Below are 18,890 nucleotides of genomic sequence, written 5' to 3'. Positions count from 1 at the left end.
CAAAAATATAAAAAATAGATTTTAAATGTTAATTTTAGATAAGTTGTTTTGGAAAACAGATATAATATTTTGTCACCAATTTAGATAACGATTTAAGATTCAACTGATCAGAAGCTTCGACAACATCCTCAATTGTTTTATCTTTTTTCAAAATTCGTATTGGTTCGGCAGCTTTACTATAAGCCTGATTCTTAATTTTACCTCTAAAAATAAAATATCCGGCATCTAGTGCCGAAATATTATGTGCTTCTGCAAATTCTTCTTTTAAAGACTGGGATTCTTCCATCGGAATTTTGTCTGCACTAAGTTTAATCTTTAATAAATCTCTGTTAATGATCATTTTACTTAAAGTAGAAAGTATAAAATCAGGATTTCTCTGCCATGCTTTTAAAGCGCTGATGATATCAAAATCATCTAACTGTGAAAATAAATCCAGTTTTTCGGCATCAAAATCTTCAAGACTAATTTTGTTTTGCATAAAATACAAAAGCGGTTCACTACAAGGAAGTTTAACTCCTTTTAAAGTCAATTCTTTAGCTCTTTTCAGTACTTTCATTAAAATTAACTCGGCAACCAGACTTGTTTTATGCAAATAAGCCTGCCAGTACATTAATCTTCGCGAAAGCAGAAATTTCTCTACAGAATAAATACCTTTTTCCTCAATCACCAGAACATCGTCAACTACATTCATCATCTGAATTAAACGTTCTGAATTCACATTTCCTTCTGCAACTCCAGTATAAAAACTATCTCTTTTAAGATAATCCATTCTGTCCATATCTAATTGACTTGAAATCAACTGCAGCATGAATTTTCTATGATATTCACCTTTAAAAACCTGAATTGCAAGGCTTAATCTTCCGTCAAATTCATCATTAAGCCTGTTCATAAACAATAATGAAATAGCTTCGTGATTTACATCTTCAACAATACTTTTTTCCATAGCATGCGAAAACGGTCCATGCCCAATATCATGCAGTAAAATAGCAATTAATAAAGCACATTCTTCCTCATTTGAAATCGCAACACCTTTAAAACGAAGACTTTCAACAGCCTTTTGCATTAAATGCATACAGCCCAAAGCATGATGAAAACGAGTATGATTTGCTCCCGGATAAACTAAATACGATAATCCCATTTGCGATATACGTCGCAAACGCTGAAAATAAGGGTGTTGAATTAGGTCGTAGATGAGTTCGTTCGGTATAGTTATAAACCCGTAAATAGGGTCATTGAATATTTTTAATTTGTTAATTTGAGTCACTCTTTGGTTATTTTTTGGTCAACAAATATAAGTAATTAAGTATAAATTCATTTCAGTTTTTAACTTAAAAAACAGATATTTACTATAAGTATTTTCTTAAACATTAAAAAGGCGCAAAAAATAATTCTAAATAAATTTCAATTCGTCATCCTTAATTTTATACTATTTTTAATACTTTTTAAGTTCTATACTTTTAAATTGCATTAAAATTAAAACTGTTTATGGATAAGATAAAAATACTTTGGGTCGATGATGAGATCGATCTTTTAAAGCCACATATATTATTTCTCGAAAAAAAGAATTACGAAGTTACCACAAGCAACAACGGCCTTGATGCCATTGCTTTGTTTGAAGAAGAAAATTTCGACATTGTTTTCCTTGATGAAAATATGCCGGGAATGAGCGGACTTGAAACCCTTTCTGAAATGAAAGAGAAAAAATCTGCCATCCCGATGATTATGATTACCAAAAGTGAGGAAGAATATATAATGGAAGAAGCGATTGGTTCTAAAATCGCCGATTATTTGATAAAACCAGTAAATCCGAATCAGATTTTATTGAGTTTGAAGAAAAATCTGGACGATTCCAGATTAATTTCAGAAAAAACAACGCTCGATTATCAGAAAGAATTCCGAAAAATTTCAATGGAATTAGCGATGGTAAATTCGTATGAAGACTGGGTTGAATTGTATAAAAAGCTCCTTTTCTGGGAATTAAAATTAGAAAACATTAACGATCAGGCAATGGTCGAAATTCTTGAATCTCAAAAGGTTGAAGCCAATTCTCAATTCGGGAAATATATTGAAAGAAATTATGAAGACTGGTTTGCACCAAAAGCAGACAAACCAATTCAGTCGCATAATTTATTTAAAGAATTAGTAGTTCCGGAAATCAAAAAGAAAGACAAACCAATCTTGTTTGTTGTAATTGATAATCTTCGTTACGATCAATGGAAATCTTTTGAAACTGTAATTTCTAATTATTACAAATTAGAAAAAGAAGTTCCGTATTTCTCTATTCTTCCAACCGCTACACAATATGCCAGAAATGCTATTTTCTCAGGTTTAACGCCTTTAGACATGGAAAAGCAGTTTCCGCAATATTGGAAAAATGACGTTGAAGACGGAGGAAAAAACCTTTACGAAGCTGAATTTCTTTCGGCACAAATAAAGCGTTTAGGATTAAATATTAAGGAAGATTATTTTAAAATCACCAATTATGCCGGAGGTAAAAAACTGGCAGAAAACTTTAAAGCCCTAAAAGGAAACGACTTAGTAACGGTTGTTTACAATTTTGTGGATATGCTTTCGCATGCTAAAACAGAAATGGAAGTCGTAAAAGAATTAGCTTCTGATGATAAAGCGTATCGTTCTTTAACCTTAAGCTGGTTTAAGAATTCTCCTTTACTGGAAATTATCCAGCAGGCACAAGTTTTAGGTTTCAAATTGATTTTAACCACAGATCACGGAACAATTAATGTAAAAAATCCGTCGAAAGTTGTGGGAGATAAAAATACAAGTTTAAATTTGCGCTACAAAACAGGCCGCAGTTTAACATACGAACAAAAAGATGTTTACGTAGTTAAAGAACCCAAAACAATTGGTTTGCCTGCCATAAATATGAGTAGTTCGTTTATTTTTGCCAAAAATGATTTTTTCCTGGCTTACGTAAACAACTATAATCATTATGTGAGTTATTATAAAAACACATATCAACATGGCGGAATTTCGTTAGAAGAAATGATTATTCCGTTCTTGGTATTTAACCCTAAATAAAGTTTTCAGTCTCAGTTTTCAGTGAGAACTTGAAGCTGATTTAAAATAGATTTTGCCACAGATTAAAAAGATTAACACAGATTAAAAAAATCCTTAAAATCCTTTTAATCTGTGGCAAAAAAATAATTTCGCTTTCGCGGAAGATAATTGAAATGAATAAAAAAGTTTACAGTCGCAGTTAACAGTTTTCAGTCTGAGACTGTTAACTGCGACTGAGACTAAAATAAATAAACATAAAAATGACTATCGTTTTTTCATTAGATCAAATTCAGGAAGTTGCACAGCAAATTTTAGATTCAAACCCTAAAAAAATCATTCTTTTTAATGGAGAAATGGGCGTTGGAAAAACTACTTTAATCAAGCAGTTATGCAAAAGTTTAGGAGTTCAGGATGCAACCAGCAGCCCGACTTTTTCTTTGGTAAATGAATATTATACATCTAATAATCAAACCGTTTATCATTTTGATTTCTACCGATTAAATAAAGAAACCGAAGCGCTTGATATGGGTGTTGATGATTATTTATACTCAGGAAATTGGTGTTTTATCGAATGGTCTGAAAAAATTAGTAATCTGCTTCCGGAAGAATATTCTACAATTAATATTGAATTATTGGCAGACGGGAAAAGAGAATTGAAATTAGCTTAGAAAACTCTGCGAACCTCTGTGAATTCTTTGTGTCCCGAGGCTTCGGAATTGTAATAAAATTTAACACAAAGATCCTCAAAAAATAACTTAACATTAGACTTTACTATTAGCAGAATTTTTGCACTAATTTTAAAACTTTTTACGTAATTTGTACCCTTAATATTTTGCACAATCCATGTCAATTACCTTAACTCCATTTACAAAACAACAATTGCTTCCACAAGAAGAAAAACTTGAGGTTGGTCGTTTTAAAAGAGAACTTTTCATAGGAATTCCTAAGGAAACAAGCTATCAGGAACGTCGTATCTGTTTGACTCCTGATGCCGTAAATTCCCTTACTTATGAAGGTCATCGTGTTATGATTGAATCTGGAGCAGGAGAAAGTTCGAGTTATACCGATAAGGAATACTCAGATGCTGGTGCAGAAATTACAAAAGATACCAAAAGAGTTTTCGGTTGTCCGCTTCTATTAAAAGTAGAACCGCCAACATTAGCTGAAATTGAAATGATAAATCCTGAAACTACAATCATTTCGGCTATTCAGTTAAAAACCAAAAAGAAAGCTTATTTCGAAGCTTTGGCACAAAAAAAAATTACAGCTTTAGCTTTTGAATATATTAAAGATGAAGACGGTTCTTATCCTGCCGTAAAATCGCTAAGCGAAATTGCAGGAACTGCTTCAATCCTTATTGCTGCCGAATTAATGATTACAGATGAATTTGGAAAAGGGCTTTTATTCGGAAATATTACCGGCGTCCCTCCTACTGAAGTTGTAATTCTTGGAGCCGGAACGGTTGGTGAATTTGCAGCAAAAACAGCCATAGGATTAGGTGCAAACGTAAAAGTTTTTGATAATTCAATCACAAAATTACGTCGTTTACAAAATAATTTAAACCAGCGAATTTTCACTTCAACGATACAACAAAAAGGCTTATTAAAAGCTTTAAGACGTTGTGACGTTGCGATTGGAGCGATGAGAGGAAAAGAAAGATGTCCGATTGTAGTGAATGAAACTATGGTCGAACACATGAAAAAAGGCGCTGTAATTGTCGATGTGAGCATTGATACGGGAGGTTGTTTCGAAACCTCTGAAGTTACAACTCACGAAAAACCTACTTTCATAAAAAGTAATGTTTTACACTATTGTGTACCAAATATACCTTCACGTTATTCCAAAACTGCCTCATTATCAATTAGTAACATCCTAACACCTTACTTACATCAGATAGCCGAAGATGGTGGTTTAGAAAGTGCAATTCGATGCAATAAAGGACTTAAAAACGGAATTTATTTATATCATGGAATTTTAACAAATAAAGCTATTGGCGACTGGTTCGACCTGCCAGACAACGATATTAATTTACTTGTATTTTAAAGGAACTTTAATGTACCTTTGCCAAAATTTTATTTCATGAAGTTCGTACACCGTTTTGCATATTATTTGATTGGATTAATTATGGGATGCTTTTTTGTAGCCCTTGTATTTAGTGGTAAAGACACTCGCTGCAATTATTTTCCAAACGCCCGAGTTTTAAACAATCTAAGAACAAAACCTTTTAAATATTCCGATAAAGCAATTCAGACTTTAAACGAAAAATGGGTTGATACTGCCGATATTAAAAATACTTTAACTTACGGTGATGTTGATTTTGACCAAAGTAATGTTCCGTTTAACAAGGGAAAATTATATGTCATTGAAGGAAAAACAGTTAAAAATCAGGAGATTATTCTAAAAGTTACTAACTACGAAAACGAAGCTGTTTTAGAAGAAATTATTAAGAAAGCTGTCGAAAAATAGTCTATAAATCTATTAAATTTATTAAGTTTCTTGTCATTTCGAGGAACGAGAAATCGCACACGAAACCCGACAAAGATTAGTGATAATCTTGACGGAATTACTAGTGCGATTTCTCGTTCCTCGAAATGAAAAATTAAGCTTTTTACCACTCTATTTCCTTAAGTCCTTTTGATTTTAGAAAAGCATTTGTCTGGCTGAAATGTTTATTTCCAAACCAAAAACCTCTATTAGCACTTAAGGGAGATGGATGTCCTGATTTTAAAATATGATGTTTTGAAGCGTCGATCAATGTTGCTTTCTTTTGAGCAAAACCGCCCCAAAGTAAAAACACAACATTTTCTTTTTCGGCAGAAATTTGTTTAATAACAGCGTCAGTAAATTTTTCCCAGCCTTTTCCCTGATGACTTCCGGCTTCAGATTGTCTAACGGTTAGAGTAGCATTTAAAAGAAAAACACCCTGATCTGCCCAGCGCTCTAAATTTCCGGTTTTTGGAAGCGGCTTTCCTAAATCAGTTTCGATTTCTTTGAAAATATTATATAAAGATGGAGGAAACGGAATTCCGTCATTTACAGAAAAACACAAACCATTTGCCTGATTAGGTCCGTGATAAGGATCCTGACCAATGATAACCACTTTTACCTGATCGAAATGACAATGATCAAAAGCTGAAAAAATCTGGCTTCCTTTTGGATAACATACCTTAGTAGAATATTCTGATTTTACAAAATCGATTAATTCATTGAAATAAGGTTTTTCAAATTCTTCATTCAAAACCGGTTTCCAGGAAGAATGCATTTTTACGTCCATAATTTTTTTTATGCGAATTTCAGAAATTTTTAAGTTAAATCATACTTTAACAAACAATAAAATAACACAATAACTTTACAGTATTCAATGATACTATTTTTGTATTTTTGCCTGTACTTTCTTAAAGAAATTAAATGATTAGTATTACCGAAAAAACATTACAAGATTTACAATTTCCAACAGTGCTCGAAACTATTTCGGCTGGCTGTAATACAGATATTGGAAAAGAAAAAGCTTTACAAATAACACCATTCAGAGATAAAGAAACCTTAATGCAGTCTTTAATGCAGACTTCAGAATATGTTTCGTCTTTTGAAAATAACAACGCAATTCCAAATCATGGATTTGACGCTATAACGCACGAAATTAAGTTTTTAGCAATTGAAGACAGTTTTCTTGAAGTAGGCAGTTTTAGAAAAATTGCTAATCTTTCTGCGACAACAAATGTCTTATTAAACTTCCTGAAAAAATTTGACGATTATTATCCTAACTTAAATGCAAGAGCTTCTCGTGTAGAATTAACAAAAGACATCATAACTCATATTGATGCAATTGTTGATAAATACGGAGAAATTAAAGACAATGCTTCTCCCGCACTTTTGAGTATTCGTCAGAATATGAACTTGGTTCGAGGAAAAGTAAACCAAAGTTTTGGTGTAGCTTTAACGCAATACAATGGCTTAGGATATTTAGATGATATTAAAGAAAGTTTCGTTCAAAACCGACGTGTTTTGGCAGTTCTTGCCATGTACAGACGTAAGGTAAAAGGCTCTATTTTAGGAAGTTCTAAAACCGGAAGCATTGCTTACATTGAACCTGAAGCTACTTTAAAATATTCAAGAGAATTAGCAAATCTTGAATACGAAGAGAAAGAAGAAATTACGAGAATTTTGAAGAATTTATCGAATATCATTCGTCCGTATTTACCTTTACTAATTGAATATCAAGACTTTTTGAGTGATATTGATGTCGTTGCCGGAAAAGCAAAATATGCCAACCGAATCAATGGAATTTTGCCAACAATTACTGAGGAAAGAAGATTGTTTTTTAGAGAAGCGTATCACCCAATTTTGTATTTGAACAACAAGCAAAAAAATGAAGTTACACATCCGCAGACAATTGAATTAAAACAAGAAAACAGAATTATTGTAATTTCTGGTCCAAATGCCGGAGGAAAAACAATTTCCTTAAAAACAGTTGGTTTGTTACAATTGATGTTACAATCTGGAATATTAATTCCGGCTCATGAACGAAGCGAAACTTTCTTGTTTGACAGAATTTTGACAGATATTGGAGATAACCAATCTATTGAAAATCATTTAAGTACATATAGTTATCGTTTAAAAAACATGAATTATTTCTTGAAGAAATGCAACAAGAAAACCATGTTTTTAATTGATGAATTTGGTACAGGTTCTGATCCTGAATTGGGTGGAGCTTTAGCTGAAATTTTTCTGGAAGAATTTTATCACCGCGAAGCCTTCGGAATTATTACAACGCACTATTCAAATTTAAAAATTCTGGCTAACGAATTGCCTTTTGCTACAAATGCCAATATGATGTTTGACGAAAAGTCTTTAGAACCAATGTACAAATTGGCTTTAGGACAGGCAGGAAGTTCGTTTACATTTGAGGTTGCACAAAAAAATGGAATTCCGTTTGGATTAATTAATCGTGCGAAAAAGAAAATCGAAGTCGGAAAAGTTCGTTTTGATAAAACCATTGCAACACTTCAAAAGGAAAGATCGAAGCTCGAAAAAACTTCTTTAAACTTAAAAGAAGAAGAAACCCGCGCTCGTGAGGAAAGTAAAAAGATGGAAAACATCAATACAAGAATCCAGCAGAAATTAGAAAGCTATCAGGAATTATATGACAGCAACCAGAAGATCATATATATAGGACAAAAAATTGATGATATTGCTGAGAAATATTTCAATAACAAAAACAAAAAAGAACTTATTGGGGAATTTTTGAAAATTGTCGAAATAGAAAACTCAAAACGTAAAAAAGCAACTCCAAAAGAAGTTAAGGCAAAAGTTGAAAAACAAAAAGAAGTTATTGCTGAAGTTCAGGTAAAAGTTGAAGAAATTCGTAAAGAGAAAAAAGAGAAGAAACTCAAACCAGTTATAGAAAAACCAAAACCAATTTTAAAAGTTGGTGACAGAGTTAGAATGCTCGACGGAAGATCTGTTGGAAGTATTGATTCAATAGAAAAAAATAAAGCAACTGTCAATTACGGAATTTTTACTTCGAAAGTAAGTTTAGACGAATTAGAGTTTGTTGAAGCTGGAAAGAAATAAGTTTTTTTTTAGTTTTCAGTCATAGAGACAGTTTTAGTTTGAAAATGGGAGAAAAATTAAAATAAAGCGATTTAAGAAACGATCTTTAAAAAGATAATTACGAAGATGTAAATATTTTAAAAATCGATTAAAAATAATTTATGAAAGTCATTTTTGATTTGTAAAATTTATTGATTTCGATATATTTATAAATAAAATAAATAGAAATAAAAATCTTACAATTTAATTTTTATTTATAGTTTTGTCATTGCGAGGTACGAAGCAACCACACTAACATAAGCAAATATAAAGTTTATGTAATAATGAGATTGCTTCGTACCTCGCAATGACTTAACAATAAAAATTATGAAGCCAGGTTTTGTTTATATCATAACCAATAAATACCAAACCGTTGTCTACACTGGTGTAACATCAAATCTTCCACAAAGAATCTTAGAACATAAAAACAAAAAATATCCAAAATCATTCTCAGCAAAATATAATCTAAACATTCTGGTCTACTACGAGCAATTCCAATTGATTGAAGATGCAATAACGAGAGAAAAGCAAATCAAGGCCGGATCAAGAGAAGCAAAAAACAATTTGATTCGTTCAATAAATCCAAATTGGAAAGACTTGTTTGAAGAAATTGAAGATATAATGATTATGTAGAATACCAAAATGGAAATACATAGTGAGATTGCTTCGTTCCTCGCAAAGACACACACGCAAGGTCATTGCGAGGAACGAAGCAACCGCACAAATACGAGCAACCATAATATATAAAAATATAAGCAACTACAAAATATGAAAACCCAAAATGAGATTGCTTCGTTCCTCGCAATGACTGTTGCTGGTAAAAAAATAATCCTCTTCGATGGCGTTTGCAACTTATGCAACGGCGCAGTTCAGTTTATTATCAAACATGACAAAAAAAATGTTTTTCGTTTTGTGGCTTTGCAGTCAGATTTGGGAAAAGAAATTTGTAAGTATATTGGTGTTGATCAAACTAAAATTGACAGCATTATTTTGTATAATCCTGGAGTTGCTTATTATCATAAATCATCCGCAGTTATAGAAATTGCAAATGACTTGGGCGGATTTTACACTTTACTTTCTGTTTTTAAAATTTTACCTGAAAAACTTCGAAATTATATTTACAACTATATTGCTAAAAACCGTTACAAATGGTATGGCAAAAAAGAAAGCTGTATGATTCCTACTCCGGAATTGAAGGCTAAGTTTCTTTAAAAAATAAAAATTCCAAATCTAAAATTCCAAATTCCAATTTCACAATATTGTGATTTCGAGGAACGAGAAATCTTCGCAAGTAACTCCGTAACGAAAACCCAATCTTTGTCGAGCTTCTCGCGAAGATTTCTCCTTCGTCGAAATGACAAACAAAACGGAAAAACTTAATAAAAACAAAAATCCCAAATTTCAAATCTATTACAATTTGGAATTTGGGATTTTTTTATTGAAAATTTAGATTTTATTATCTAATCAATTTTCTATATTTCAAACGTTTAGGAGTTAAATCACCACCAAGACGTTTCTTTTTATTTTCTTCATAATCAGAGAAACTTCCTTCGAAGAAATAAACTTCAGAGTCACCTTCAAAAGCTAAGATGTGAGTACAAATTCTGTCTAAGAACCATCTGTCGTGAGAAATAATTACAGCACAACCTGCGAAATTCTCTAAACCTTCTTCAAGTGCACGAAGTGTATTTACATCTAAGTCATTCGTAGGCTCATCCAGTAAAAGTACGTTTCCTTCTTCTTTCAATGTCATAGCTAAGTGTAAACGGTTACGTTCTCCACCAGACAACATTGATACTTTTTTGTTTTGCTCGCCGCCGCCAAAATTGAAACGAGATAAGTAAGCTCTTGAATTTACTTGCTTCCCTCCCATCATAATCAATTCCTGACCATCAGCAAAGTTTTCCCAAATAGATTTATTCGGATCAATGTTAGAGTGTGACTGATCTACGTAAGCAATTTTTACAGTTTCTCCAACTGAAAATTCTCCGCTGTCAGTAGCTTGCTCTCCCATAATCATTTTGAAAATAGTAGATTTACCAGCACCGTTTGGTCCAATAATTCCAACAATACCTGCTTGTGGCAAAGTAAAATTCAAATTATCATATAATAATTTTTCACCAAAAGCTTTGGCAACATTTTTAGCTTCAATAACATTCGTACCTAAACGTGGACCATTCGGAATATAGATTTCCAAGTTTTCGTCCAATTGTTTTTGGTCTTCATTTAATAATTTATCGTAATTCTGTAAACGTGCTTTTTGTTTTGTCTGACGTCCTTTTGCTCCCTGACGAACCCATTCTAACTCACGCTCTAAAGTTTTTCTACGTTTTGAAGCTACTTTTTCTTCCTGAGCCATACGGTTTGATTTTTGGTCTAACCAAGAAGAATAATTTCCTTTCCATGGAATTCCTTCTCCTCTATCCAACTCTAAAATCCAACCTGCCACATTATCAAGGAAATATCTATCGTGCGTTACCGCAATTACAGTTCCTGAATATTGTGCTAAGTGCTGCTCTAACCAAAGTACAGATTCAGCATCAAGGTGGTTGGTAGGCTCATCCAGTAACAATACATCTGGCTGTTGTAATAACAAACGACATAAAGCTACACGACGACGCTCACCTCCGGAAAGGTTTTTAATAGGCGTATCACCTTCCGGCGTACGCAAAGCATCCATTGCAATTTCTAATTTGGTATCAATTTCCCAAGCACCAAGAGCATCAATTTTGTCTTGTAAAGCCGCTTGACGATCCATCAATTTATCCATTTTATCCGGATCTGAATAGTTTTCTTCAAGACCGAATAAATCATTAATTTGGTTGTACTCTTCCAAAACTGCCATAGTTTCAGCAGCTCCTTCACGAACAATTTCGATAACGGTTTTAGAATCATCAAGAATTGGCTCCTGCTCTAAATAACCTACAGTATAACCTGGTTGAAAAACCACATCTCCCTGATAATTTTTATCAACTCCTGCAATAATTTTTAAAAGAGAAGATTTTCCAGAACCGTTAAGACCCAAAATACCAATTTTAGCCCCGTAAAAGAAACTTAAATAAATGTTTTTAAGTACTGGTTTGTCTGCTCCCTGATAGGTTTTACTCAATTTTTGCATTGAGAAAATTACTTTCTTATCGTCTGACATTCTATTTATTTTTATTTTAATTAATTATTTTTTTTACTGTCCTTAAATTGCAATTGATTTTTGCAATTGATATTGAATCAAATTAAACTCTACCTTTTAAAGCGTTAAAAACCCAGGCATTAGCAAAAAAACCAACACCTGCCGCCGCAAATCCCCAGCCAGAAACATCGCTATATCTAAAAGCGCCAAGACCTATAAGCAACAATCCCATAAGTATCATTATAAAAGTAGCCCATCCTAAAACGGTATTTTTATTCATTCCCATAATTGTGTAATTATTATTTTTAAGTAGTAAAATTTTTAAAAAGGCAAATATCGTGAATTTTCATGGCTTAATTAAATATTTTATACAGCATTTCTTTTAACAAATCTGATTGTGGTAAAGCGTTGGCCCCTACTCCTTTACTTTTTACATCAATATCACGTAAAGCTCCAACAATCTGACTGACTTTTCGCATGGGATAATTTTTTACCGCCAAATCGTATTCTTTTAAAAAATATGGATTTACTCCAATTGCTGCTGCAACGTTCTTTGGATTTTTATCTTTAAGTCCGTGGTACTTTAAAAGCTGTACAAAAAATCCGAAAACTAAACCAGTTGTCATTACCAGCGGGTATTCCTTTGGATTATGAGCAAAATTTTCTGCAATCTTATAAGCTTTTAACTGATTGCGTTCGCCAATTGCTTTTCGAAGTTCGAATACATTATAGTCTTTACTAAAACCAATATTTTCCTCAATATGCTGTGGTGTAATCATTGTTCCTTGCGGTAAAATGATCTGCAGTTTTTCTAATTCGTTATTTATTTTACTTAAATCAGTTCCCAAAAACTCAACAAGCATGGCGTTTGCCTTTGGATCGATTGTATATTTTTTTCCAGCCAAAACACGCTTAATCCAATCTCCAACCTGATTTTCGTATAGTTTTTTACTTTCGTAAACAATTCCTTTTTGCGCTAAAAGTTTGGTTACTTTTTTACGTTTATCGAGCGTTTTATATTTGTAACAAAAAACCAAAACTGTTGATTGCATCGGATTATCAACATAAGATTCGATCTTATCAATTGTTCTGGATAAATCCTGCGCTTCTTTCACAATAACAACCTGACGATCAGCCATCATAGGATAACGTTTCGCTGTTGAAACAATATCTTCAATAGAAACATCTCTTCCGTATAAAACCGTTTGGTTAAATCCTTTTTCTTCTTCAGCCAGTACATTTTGCTCAATATATTCAGACAATTTATCTATATAATAAGGTTCTTCGCCCATTAAAAAATAAATAGGTTTTATATCTCCTGCCTTGATATCATTGACAATTTTTACAACTTCGTCCATTAAATTTAGTTTTCAGTATTCAGTATCAGTTTTCAGTTTAATTCGAAATAAAATAATTAACTAATTTTCAAATTGACTAATTTTCAAATTATATTTGCTTTATGTTAAAACTAAATTTCCCTACATATACTTTCCGATTCAAAAATAGCGAAAATAAAGTGTCTATTTTTGATGAAATCAGGAAAAAATTTATCATTCTTACTCCAGAAGAATGGGTTCGTCAGCATGTAGTTCATTATTTAATTAATGAAAAAAAATACCCGAAATCGCTAATCAATGTAGAGAAAGTTTTAACGGTCAACGGATTACGAAAAAGATATGATGTTGTGGTTTTTAATTCAGATGGTTCTATACATATATTAGTAGAGTGTAAAGCGCCTGAGGTTAAAATATCACAAGCAACTTTTGATCAAATTGCCCGTTATAACATGACCATGAAGGCACGGTTTTTGAATGTCACGAATGGGTTAAATCATTTTTACTGTCAGATGGATTTTGAAAATGAAAAATATCAGTTTTTGCAGAACTTACCAGATTACCATATTAATAAATAAAAAAAAACACTTTTGGATAAAATAGCAGTTGTCATTTTAAATTGGAACGGAGTTAAATTGTTAGAACAATTTTTACCTTCAGTTTTACAATATTCAGAAGAAGCTACTATTTATGTAGCTGATAATGCATCAACAGATAATTCTGTAAATTTTGTTAGAGAAAATTATCCTTCAATAAAAATTATTCAAAATACTGGTAATTACGGTTTTGCAAAAGGCTACAATGATGCACTTCAAAGTGTAAATGCCGAGATTTATGCTTTAGTTAATTCTGATATTGAAGTAACCGAAAATTGGTTAAAACCCATTATTGAAACTTTCGATAAAGAAAAAGAAACTGCTATTATTCAGCCAAAAATCCTGGATTTTAAAAACAAGGAATATTTCGAATATGCCGGAGCAGCGGGCGGATTTATTGATAAATATGGTTTTCCATTTTGCCGAGGCCGAATCTTTGATACTGTCGAAAAAGACAACGGTCAATATAATGACATCTGTAAACTTTTTTGGGCATCGGGCGCTTGTTTCTTTATTAGAAAAGAAGTCTATCATGTTTTAGGAGGTTTTGATGAAGCTTTTTTTGCGCATCAGGAAGAAATTGATTTATGCTGGCGTGCTGCAAATGAAGGACATACAATAAAATACAATTCAGAATCAGTTGTTTATCATGTTGGAGGAGCAACTTTACAACAGGGAAATCCTAAAAAAACGTATTTAAACTTTAGGAATTCATTGTTAATGCTTGTCAAAAATCTTCCTAAAAAAGGATTGTTCTTTGTGATTTTCTTTCGAATGGTTTTAGATGGAATTGCGGGTATCCGTTTTCTTACACAAGGAAAGTTTGGGCATACTTTTGCAATTTTAAAGGCGCATTTTTCATTTTATTGCCTATCTTTAAAATATCTAAACAAACGAAAAGATTTTCAAATACAGCAATACTATACCGTAAAAAGTATCGTTTTCCTTTATTATATAAAGAAATTAGAGGTTTTTAAAGAAATCTTTAACAGTAATCAAAATATTAAAAACTAAATTTGTAATCAACGTTTAATTAAATATAATACCTATGAGAAAAATAGTTATCGCACTATCAGTATTAATGGCCTTAACTTCGTGTGTATCTAAAAAGCAATATGCTGCTTTAGAGGCTAAGCAAAAAGAGACACAAGATTTATTAAACTCTTGCACAGTTAAATTAAATTCTTGTCTGGAAGAAAAAGCAGGATTAGCAGCAACAGCTGAAAGCTATAAACAACACAATCAAGATTTAATCAACAGCTCTAAAGATTTAACAGTTTTAACTACTAAAGGTGCAGAAAACTTAGAAAAATCGCTAGAAAGCTTAAAAGAGAAAGATTTAAAAATATCTAGACTTCAAGATGCTCTTACAAAAAAAGACAGTGTAACATTAGCATTAGTTACAAGTTTAAAAGGTGCAGTTGGAATCAACGATCCGGATATCGAAATCAATGTTGAAAAAGGAGTTGTATTTATCTCTATCGCTGATAAATTATTATTCAAAAGCGGAAGCTATGAAGTAAGTGATAAAGCAAAATCAGTTTTAGCTAAAGTTGCTAAAGTGGTAAATGACAAACCTGATTTTGAGTGTATGGTTGAAGGTCACACAGATGACGTTCCTTACAAAAGCAATGGAGTTTTGCTAGACAACTGGGATTTAAGTGTTAAACGTTCTACTTCTATCGTTCGTGTCTTGACAAATGACTTAAATGTTAACCCTGCAAAATTAATTGCTGCTGGTAGAAGTTCATACGTTCCATTAGTTGCAAACGATTCTCCAGAGAACAAAGCTCGTAACAGAAGAACTCGTATCGTTGTTATGCCTAAAATTGATCAATTCTACGATATGATCGAGAAAGAAATGAAAAAACAGGCAAAATAATTTTAAAGTAACATATACTTTATATACAGAAAAGGCTGGTCAATTGACCAGCCTTTTTTTTGTACCCTTAATTTTTTTTAACAACCAATTAAAATAAATTAAGACAACATTGCTTTTATTAACTAACTAAATTTTAACTATACTAAAGTTAGGTATAATTTTTTAAGTTTTATGCAATTTAAGTTTTTTTTTACAAAATATCAATATCGCCTTTTCCTTCCCTTACAATTACTGGCTCATGTTCCGATAAATCTATAATGGTTGACGGAATATTATCTCCATAACCACCGTCAATTACCATATCAACCAGATTCTGCCATTTTTCAAAAATTAATTCAGGATCTGTAGTATACTCAATTACATCATCTTCATCACGAATCGAAGTCGAAACAATTGGATTTCCTAACTGACGAACAATTTCTAAAACAATATTATTATCAGGAACACGAATACCAACAGTAGTTTTCTTTTTAAACTCTTTTGGCAGATTATTATTTCCCGGCAAAATAAAGGTATAAGGTCCAGGCAAAGCCCTTTTTAATATTTTAAAAGTCGATGTATCGATCTGGCGCACGTAATCTGAAAGATTACTTAAATCATGACAAATGAAAGAGAAGTTTGCTTTTTCTAATTTAACTCCTTTTATTTTCGCTACTTTTTCTAATGCCCTCGAATTGGTAATATCACAGCCTAAACCGTAAACAGTATCTGTTGGATAAATTACCAAACCACCATTTTGAAGCACTTTTACAACCTTTGCAATTGCAGCTTCACTAGGTTTATCTGGATATATTTTTATGAATTCTGCCATTTTTGTTTTTGTTTAAAGTTTTGTTTGTTTCAGGTTTCAGGTTTGTCAGGCTGAGCGAAGTCGAAGCCCACGTCCAATTAGAGCGCCCTTCGACTTCGCTCAGGGTGACAAATATTTTCAAAACTTGAAACTTTTATTTATTATCCTACAACATCTAATTTAGCAAATCTTAACAGAAGTTTTTTAATTCCTCCTACTTCAAATTTAATTTCGGCTTTTTTATCAGCTCCAACTCCTTCTAAATTAATCACTTCTCCTTTTCCGAAACGTTCGTGCATTACGACATTTCCAATTGTTAGTTTATTGTCAAACAAATTAGTATTAGAACTCTCCGGCGCATTTCCAGATACAGGTTTTAATTTACGAATGTTTAAATCCGGTTTCGGGTTATTATCTGTAATATGTTTTGGCGGCGTTCCTCCTACTGGTTTTGCTAATCGTAATTTTGATTTATCAATGTCACCAAAAATATCGCCATCGATTGGTGATTTATAACGATAATTACTTTCTGACGGAGTTAGAAATTCTAGAAACTGCCCGTCAATTTCTTCAATAAAACGAGAGGGCTCACTATCTGTCAATTTTCCCCAGCGGTAACGAGACTGAGCATAAGTCAAATATGCCTGATGTTCTGCACGCGTTAGCGCTACATAAAACAAACGACGCTCTTCTTCCAATTCACTTCTCGTACTCATACTCATCGCACTCGGAAACAAATCTTCTTCCATACCAACTACAAAAACATGAGGAAATTCTAATCCTTTTGCTAAGTGAATCGTCATCAGCGCCACACGATCTTCATCATTGGTATCTTTATCCAAATCTGTTGCCAAAGCCACATCTTCCATAAATTCAGAAAGTGCACCTCTAGCTCCGTCAATTTCTCTTTGTCCTTCTGTAAAGTCCTTAATACCGTTTAAAAGTTCTTCGATATTTTGGATTTTTGCCATTCCTTCAGGAGTAGCATCTTTCTTCAATTCCTGAACCAGACCGGTTTTCTTTGCAACGTGATCTGTAATATAAAAAGCATCCTGATTCTGATCAATAACCTGAAAACTCTGAATCATCGTTACAAAATCTTTCAATTTGTTTTTAGTTCCAGCGTTTAATTTAAGATCAATTTTATCGATGTTCACCATTACTTCCCAAATCGAACGTTTGTAGTGATTCGCTGCAATAGTAAGTTTTTCAACCGTTGTATCTCCAATTCCACGTGCAGGATAATTGATTACACGAATCAAAGCTTCTTCATCTTTCGGATTCAGAACCAAACGCAAATAACATAAAACATCTTTAATTTCCTTACGTTGGTAGAAAGATAATCCACCATAAATTCTATACGGAATATCACGTTTTCTCAACGCATCCTCCATTGCACGCGACTGAGCATTAGTACGATACAAAATTGCAAAAGCTCCATTATGCAATTGATTCTGCATTTTCTGTTCAAAAATCGTACTGGCTACAAAACGACCTTCTTCGGCATCTGTCAAACTTCGGTGGACTTTAATTCTTGGACCAAAATCATTTGCAGTCCAAACTACTTTATCCAGTTTAGTTTTGTTGTGCTCCATAACCGTATTTGCGGCTTCCACAATATTTCGGGTTGAACGGTAATTCTGCTCCAGACGATACATTACAACACCTTCATAATCCTTTTGGAAATTCAAAATATTATTGATATTCGCTCCACGGAAGGCATAAATACTCTGTGCATCATCTCCAACCACACAAATATTTTGAAATCTGTCTGATAAAGCCCTAACAATCAAATACTGAGAGTGGTTTGTATCCTGGTACTCATCAACCAAAATATAACGGAAACGATCCTGATATTTTGCCAAAACCTCTGGAAAACGAGTCAATAACTCATTGGTTTTCAAAAGCAAATCATCAAAATCCATTGCTCCGGCCTTAAAACAACGTTCTACATACTGCTGATAAATTTCTCCTAATCTCGGTCTTTTTGCCATTGCATCAGCTTCGACTAATTCCGGATTATTGAAATAGGCTTTTACTGTAATTAAGCTGTTTTTATAACTAGATATACGGCCTAAAATCTGTTTTGGTTTATAGATATCACGGTCCAGCTGCATTTCTTTTATAATTGAAGAAATAAGTCTGGCCGAATCCTGAGAATCGTAAATTGTAAAATTTGATGGATAACCTAAATGATCTGATTCTGAACGAAGAATACGGGCAAATATCGAGTGAAAGGTTCCCATCCAAAGGTTTTTTGCCTCAGATGCTCCCACAATATCCGAAATCCTGTGCTTCATTTCACGGGCTGCTTTATTGGTAAAAGTCAGCGACAAAATGTTAAAAGCATCAACACCCTGAGCCATCAAATAAGCAATTCTAATTGTTAAAACACGGGTTTTCCCCGAACCTGCACCAGCAATAATAATCATTGGCCCGTCTTTTTGTAAAACAGGCGCTCTCTGTGCTTCGTTGAGCTGGTCAATATATTTCTGCATGTAATTTTTCTCCTTTATGCAAAAATAAGAATTATAGTTTTAATAAGCTACTA

General features: G+C 32.8%; 17 protein-coding genes. 10 read left to right on the top strand and 7 right to left on the bottom strand.

The features are described from left to right. Window positions 1-34: 34 nt before the first annotated feature. Window positions 35-1,264 (bottom strand): HD domain-containing protein, encoded by a 1,230-nt coding sequence (locus tag NLJ00_RS18185; protein WP_256634872.1) that lies wholly within the window; start codon window positions 1,262-1,264, stop codon window positions 35-37. Window positions 1,265-1,485: 221 nt separating this feature from the next. Here NLJ00_RS18185 and porX point away from each other — a divergent pair, with 221 nt between their 5' ends. The 4 genes from porX (at window position 1,486) to NLJ00_RS18165 (ending at window position 5,484) form a co-directional block, all read left to right on the top strand. Then, the gene (gene porX / locus NLJ00_RS18180; protein WP_053471424.1) at window positions 1,486-3,039 is read left to right on the top strand and encodes a T9SS response regulator signal transducer PorX; all 1,554 of its coding nucleotides are present in this window, start codon (window positions 1,486-1,488) and stop codon (window positions 3,037-3,039) included. A gap of 239 nt (window positions 3,040-3,278) precedes the next feature. Beyond that, complete coding sequence (gene tsaE, locus NLJ00_RS18175; protein WP_256634871.1) at window positions 3,279-3,686, top strand: tRNA (adenosine(37)-N6)-threonylcarbamoyltransferase complex ATPase subunit type 1 TsaE; 408 nt, start codon at window positions 3,279-3,281, stop codon at window positions 3,684-3,686. Window positions 3,687-3,861: 175 nt separating this feature from the next. Further along, window positions 3,862-5,061 (top strand): alanine dehydrogenase, encoded by a 1,200-nt coding sequence (locus tag NLJ00_RS18170; protein WP_053471421.1) that lies wholly within the window; start codon window positions 3,862-3,864, stop codon window positions 5,059-5,061. A 36-nt stretch (window positions 5,062-5,097) separates the two neighbouring features. Beyond that, window positions 5,098-5,484 carry a DUF4258 domain-containing protein gene (locus NLJ00_RS18165; protein ID WP_053471420.1) on the top strand — a complete coding sequence of 129 codons (387 nt, stop codon included), beginning with the start codon at window positions 5,098-5,100 and terminating at the stop codon, window positions 5,482-5,484. Between the two features lie 142 nt (window positions 5,485-5,626). Here NLJ00_RS18165 and NLJ00_RS18160 read toward each other — a convergent pair whose 3' ends face one another. After that, window positions 5,627-6,292, bottom strand: coding sequence for a uracil-DNA glycosylase (locus tag NLJ00_RS18160; RefSeq protein WP_256634870.1), 666 nt, complete (start codon window positions 6,290-6,292; stop codon window positions 5,627-5,629). 134 nt (window positions 6,293-6,426) lie between these two features. Here NLJ00_RS18160 and NLJ00_RS18155 point away from each other — a divergent pair, with 134 nt between their 5' ends. The 3 genes from NLJ00_RS18155 (at window position 6,427) to NLJ00_RS18145 (ending at window position 9,822) form a co-directional block, all read left to right on the top strand. Further along, window positions 6,427-8,592: an endonuclease MutS2 gene (locus NLJ00_RS18155; RefSeq protein ID WP_256634869.1), complete on the top strand. Its 2,166-nt coding sequence runs from the start codon at window positions 6,427-6,429 to the stop codon at window positions 8,590-8,592. A gap of 345 nt (window positions 8,593-8,937) precedes the next feature. Further along, window positions 8,938-9,243, top strand: a complete 306-nt coding sequence (locus tag NLJ00_RS18150; RefSeq protein ID WP_256634868.1) for a GIY-YIG nuclease family protein — start codon at window positions 8,938-8,940, stop codon at window positions 9,241-9,243. 135 nt (window positions 9,244-9,378) lie between these two features. Further along, the gene (locus NLJ00_RS18145; RefSeq protein WP_256634867.1) at window positions 9,379-9,822 is read left to right on the top strand and encodes a thiol-disulfide oxidoreductase DCC family protein; all 444 of its coding nucleotides are present in this window, start codon (window positions 9,379-9,381) and stop codon (window positions 9,820-9,822) included. Window positions 9,823-10,066: 244 nt separating this feature from the next. On the opposite strand, the gene ettA is transcribed toward NLJ00_RS18145, so the two are convergent. The 3 genes from ettA to holA all read right to left on the bottom strand — a co-directional run bounded on the left by ettA (window position 10,067) and on the right by holA (window position 13,095). Continuing rightward, window positions 10,067-11,758, bottom strand: a complete 1,692-nt coding sequence (gene ettA / locus NLJ00_RS18140; RefSeq protein WP_111291005.1) for an energy-dependent translational throttle protein EttA — start codon at window positions 11,756-11,758, stop codon at window positions 10,067-10,069. Between the two features lie 82 nt (window positions 11,759-11,840). Next, window positions 11,841-12,023 carry a CAL67264 family membrane protein gene (locus NLJ00_RS18135; protein WP_053471415.1) on the bottom strand — a complete coding sequence of 61 codons (183 nt, stop codon included), beginning with the start codon at window positions 12,021-12,023 and terminating at the stop codon, window positions 11,841-11,843. A 67-nt stretch (window positions 12,024-12,090) separates the two neighbouring features. Next, complete coding sequence (holA, locus tag NLJ00_RS18130) at window positions 12,091-13,095, bottom strand: DNA polymerase III subunit delta (RefSeq protein WP_256634866.1); 1,005 nt, start codon at window positions 13,093-13,095, stop codon at window positions 12,091-12,093. 101 nt (window positions 13,096-13,196) lie between these two features. Between holA and NLJ00_RS18125 the strand changes: the two genes are divergently transcribed. The 3 genes from NLJ00_RS18125 to NLJ00_RS18115 are packed head-to-tail and all read left to right on the top strand — an operon-like array spanning window position 13,197 to window position 15,549. Next, window positions 13,197-13,649, top strand: coding sequence for a type I restriction enzyme HsdR N-terminal domain-containing protein (locus NLJ00_RS18125; RefSeq protein ID WP_256634865.1), 453 nt, complete (start codon window positions 13,197-13,199; stop codon window positions 13,647-13,649). 12 nt (window positions 13,650-13,661) lie between these two features. After that, on the top strand, window positions 13,662-14,681 hold the full coding sequence (locus NLJ00_RS18120; protein WP_256634864.1) for a glycosyltransferase family 2 protein: 1,020 nt from the start codon (window positions 13,662-13,664) through the stop codon (window positions 14,679-14,681). 34 nt (window positions 14,682-14,715) lie between these two features. Further along, window positions 14,716-15,549, top strand: a complete 834-nt coding sequence (locus NLJ00_RS18115; protein WP_053471411.1) for an OmpA/MotB family protein — start codon at window positions 14,716-14,718, stop codon at window positions 15,547-15,549. Window positions 15,550-15,739: 190 nt separating this feature from the next. On the opposite strand, the gene NLJ00_RS18110 is transcribed toward NLJ00_RS18115, so the two are convergent. After that, window positions 15,740-16,360 (bottom strand): L-threonylcarbamoyladenylate synthase, encoded by a 621-nt coding sequence (locus NLJ00_RS18110; protein ID WP_073481338.1) that lies wholly within the window; start codon window positions 16,358-16,360, stop codon window positions 15,740-15,742. A gap of 140 nt (window positions 16,361-16,500) precedes the next feature. Next, the gene (locus NLJ00_RS18105; RefSeq protein ID WP_256634863.1) at window positions 16,501-18,837 is read right to left on the bottom strand and encodes an ATP-dependent helicase; all 2,337 of its coding nucleotides are present in this window, start codon (window positions 18,835-18,837) and stop codon (window positions 16,501-16,503) included. Between the last annotated feature and the right edge of the window lie 53 nt (window positions 18,838-18,890).

It is taken from the genome of Flavobacterium panici, assembly GCF_024499525.1.
GTDB classification, from domain to species: Bacteria; Bacteroidota; Bacteroidia; order Flavobacteriales; family Flavobacteriaceae; genus Flavobacterium; species Flavobacterium panici.
The sequence above is the reverse complement of the archived record's forward strand: the minus strand, read 5'-3'. Positions and strand labels throughout refer to the sequence as shown.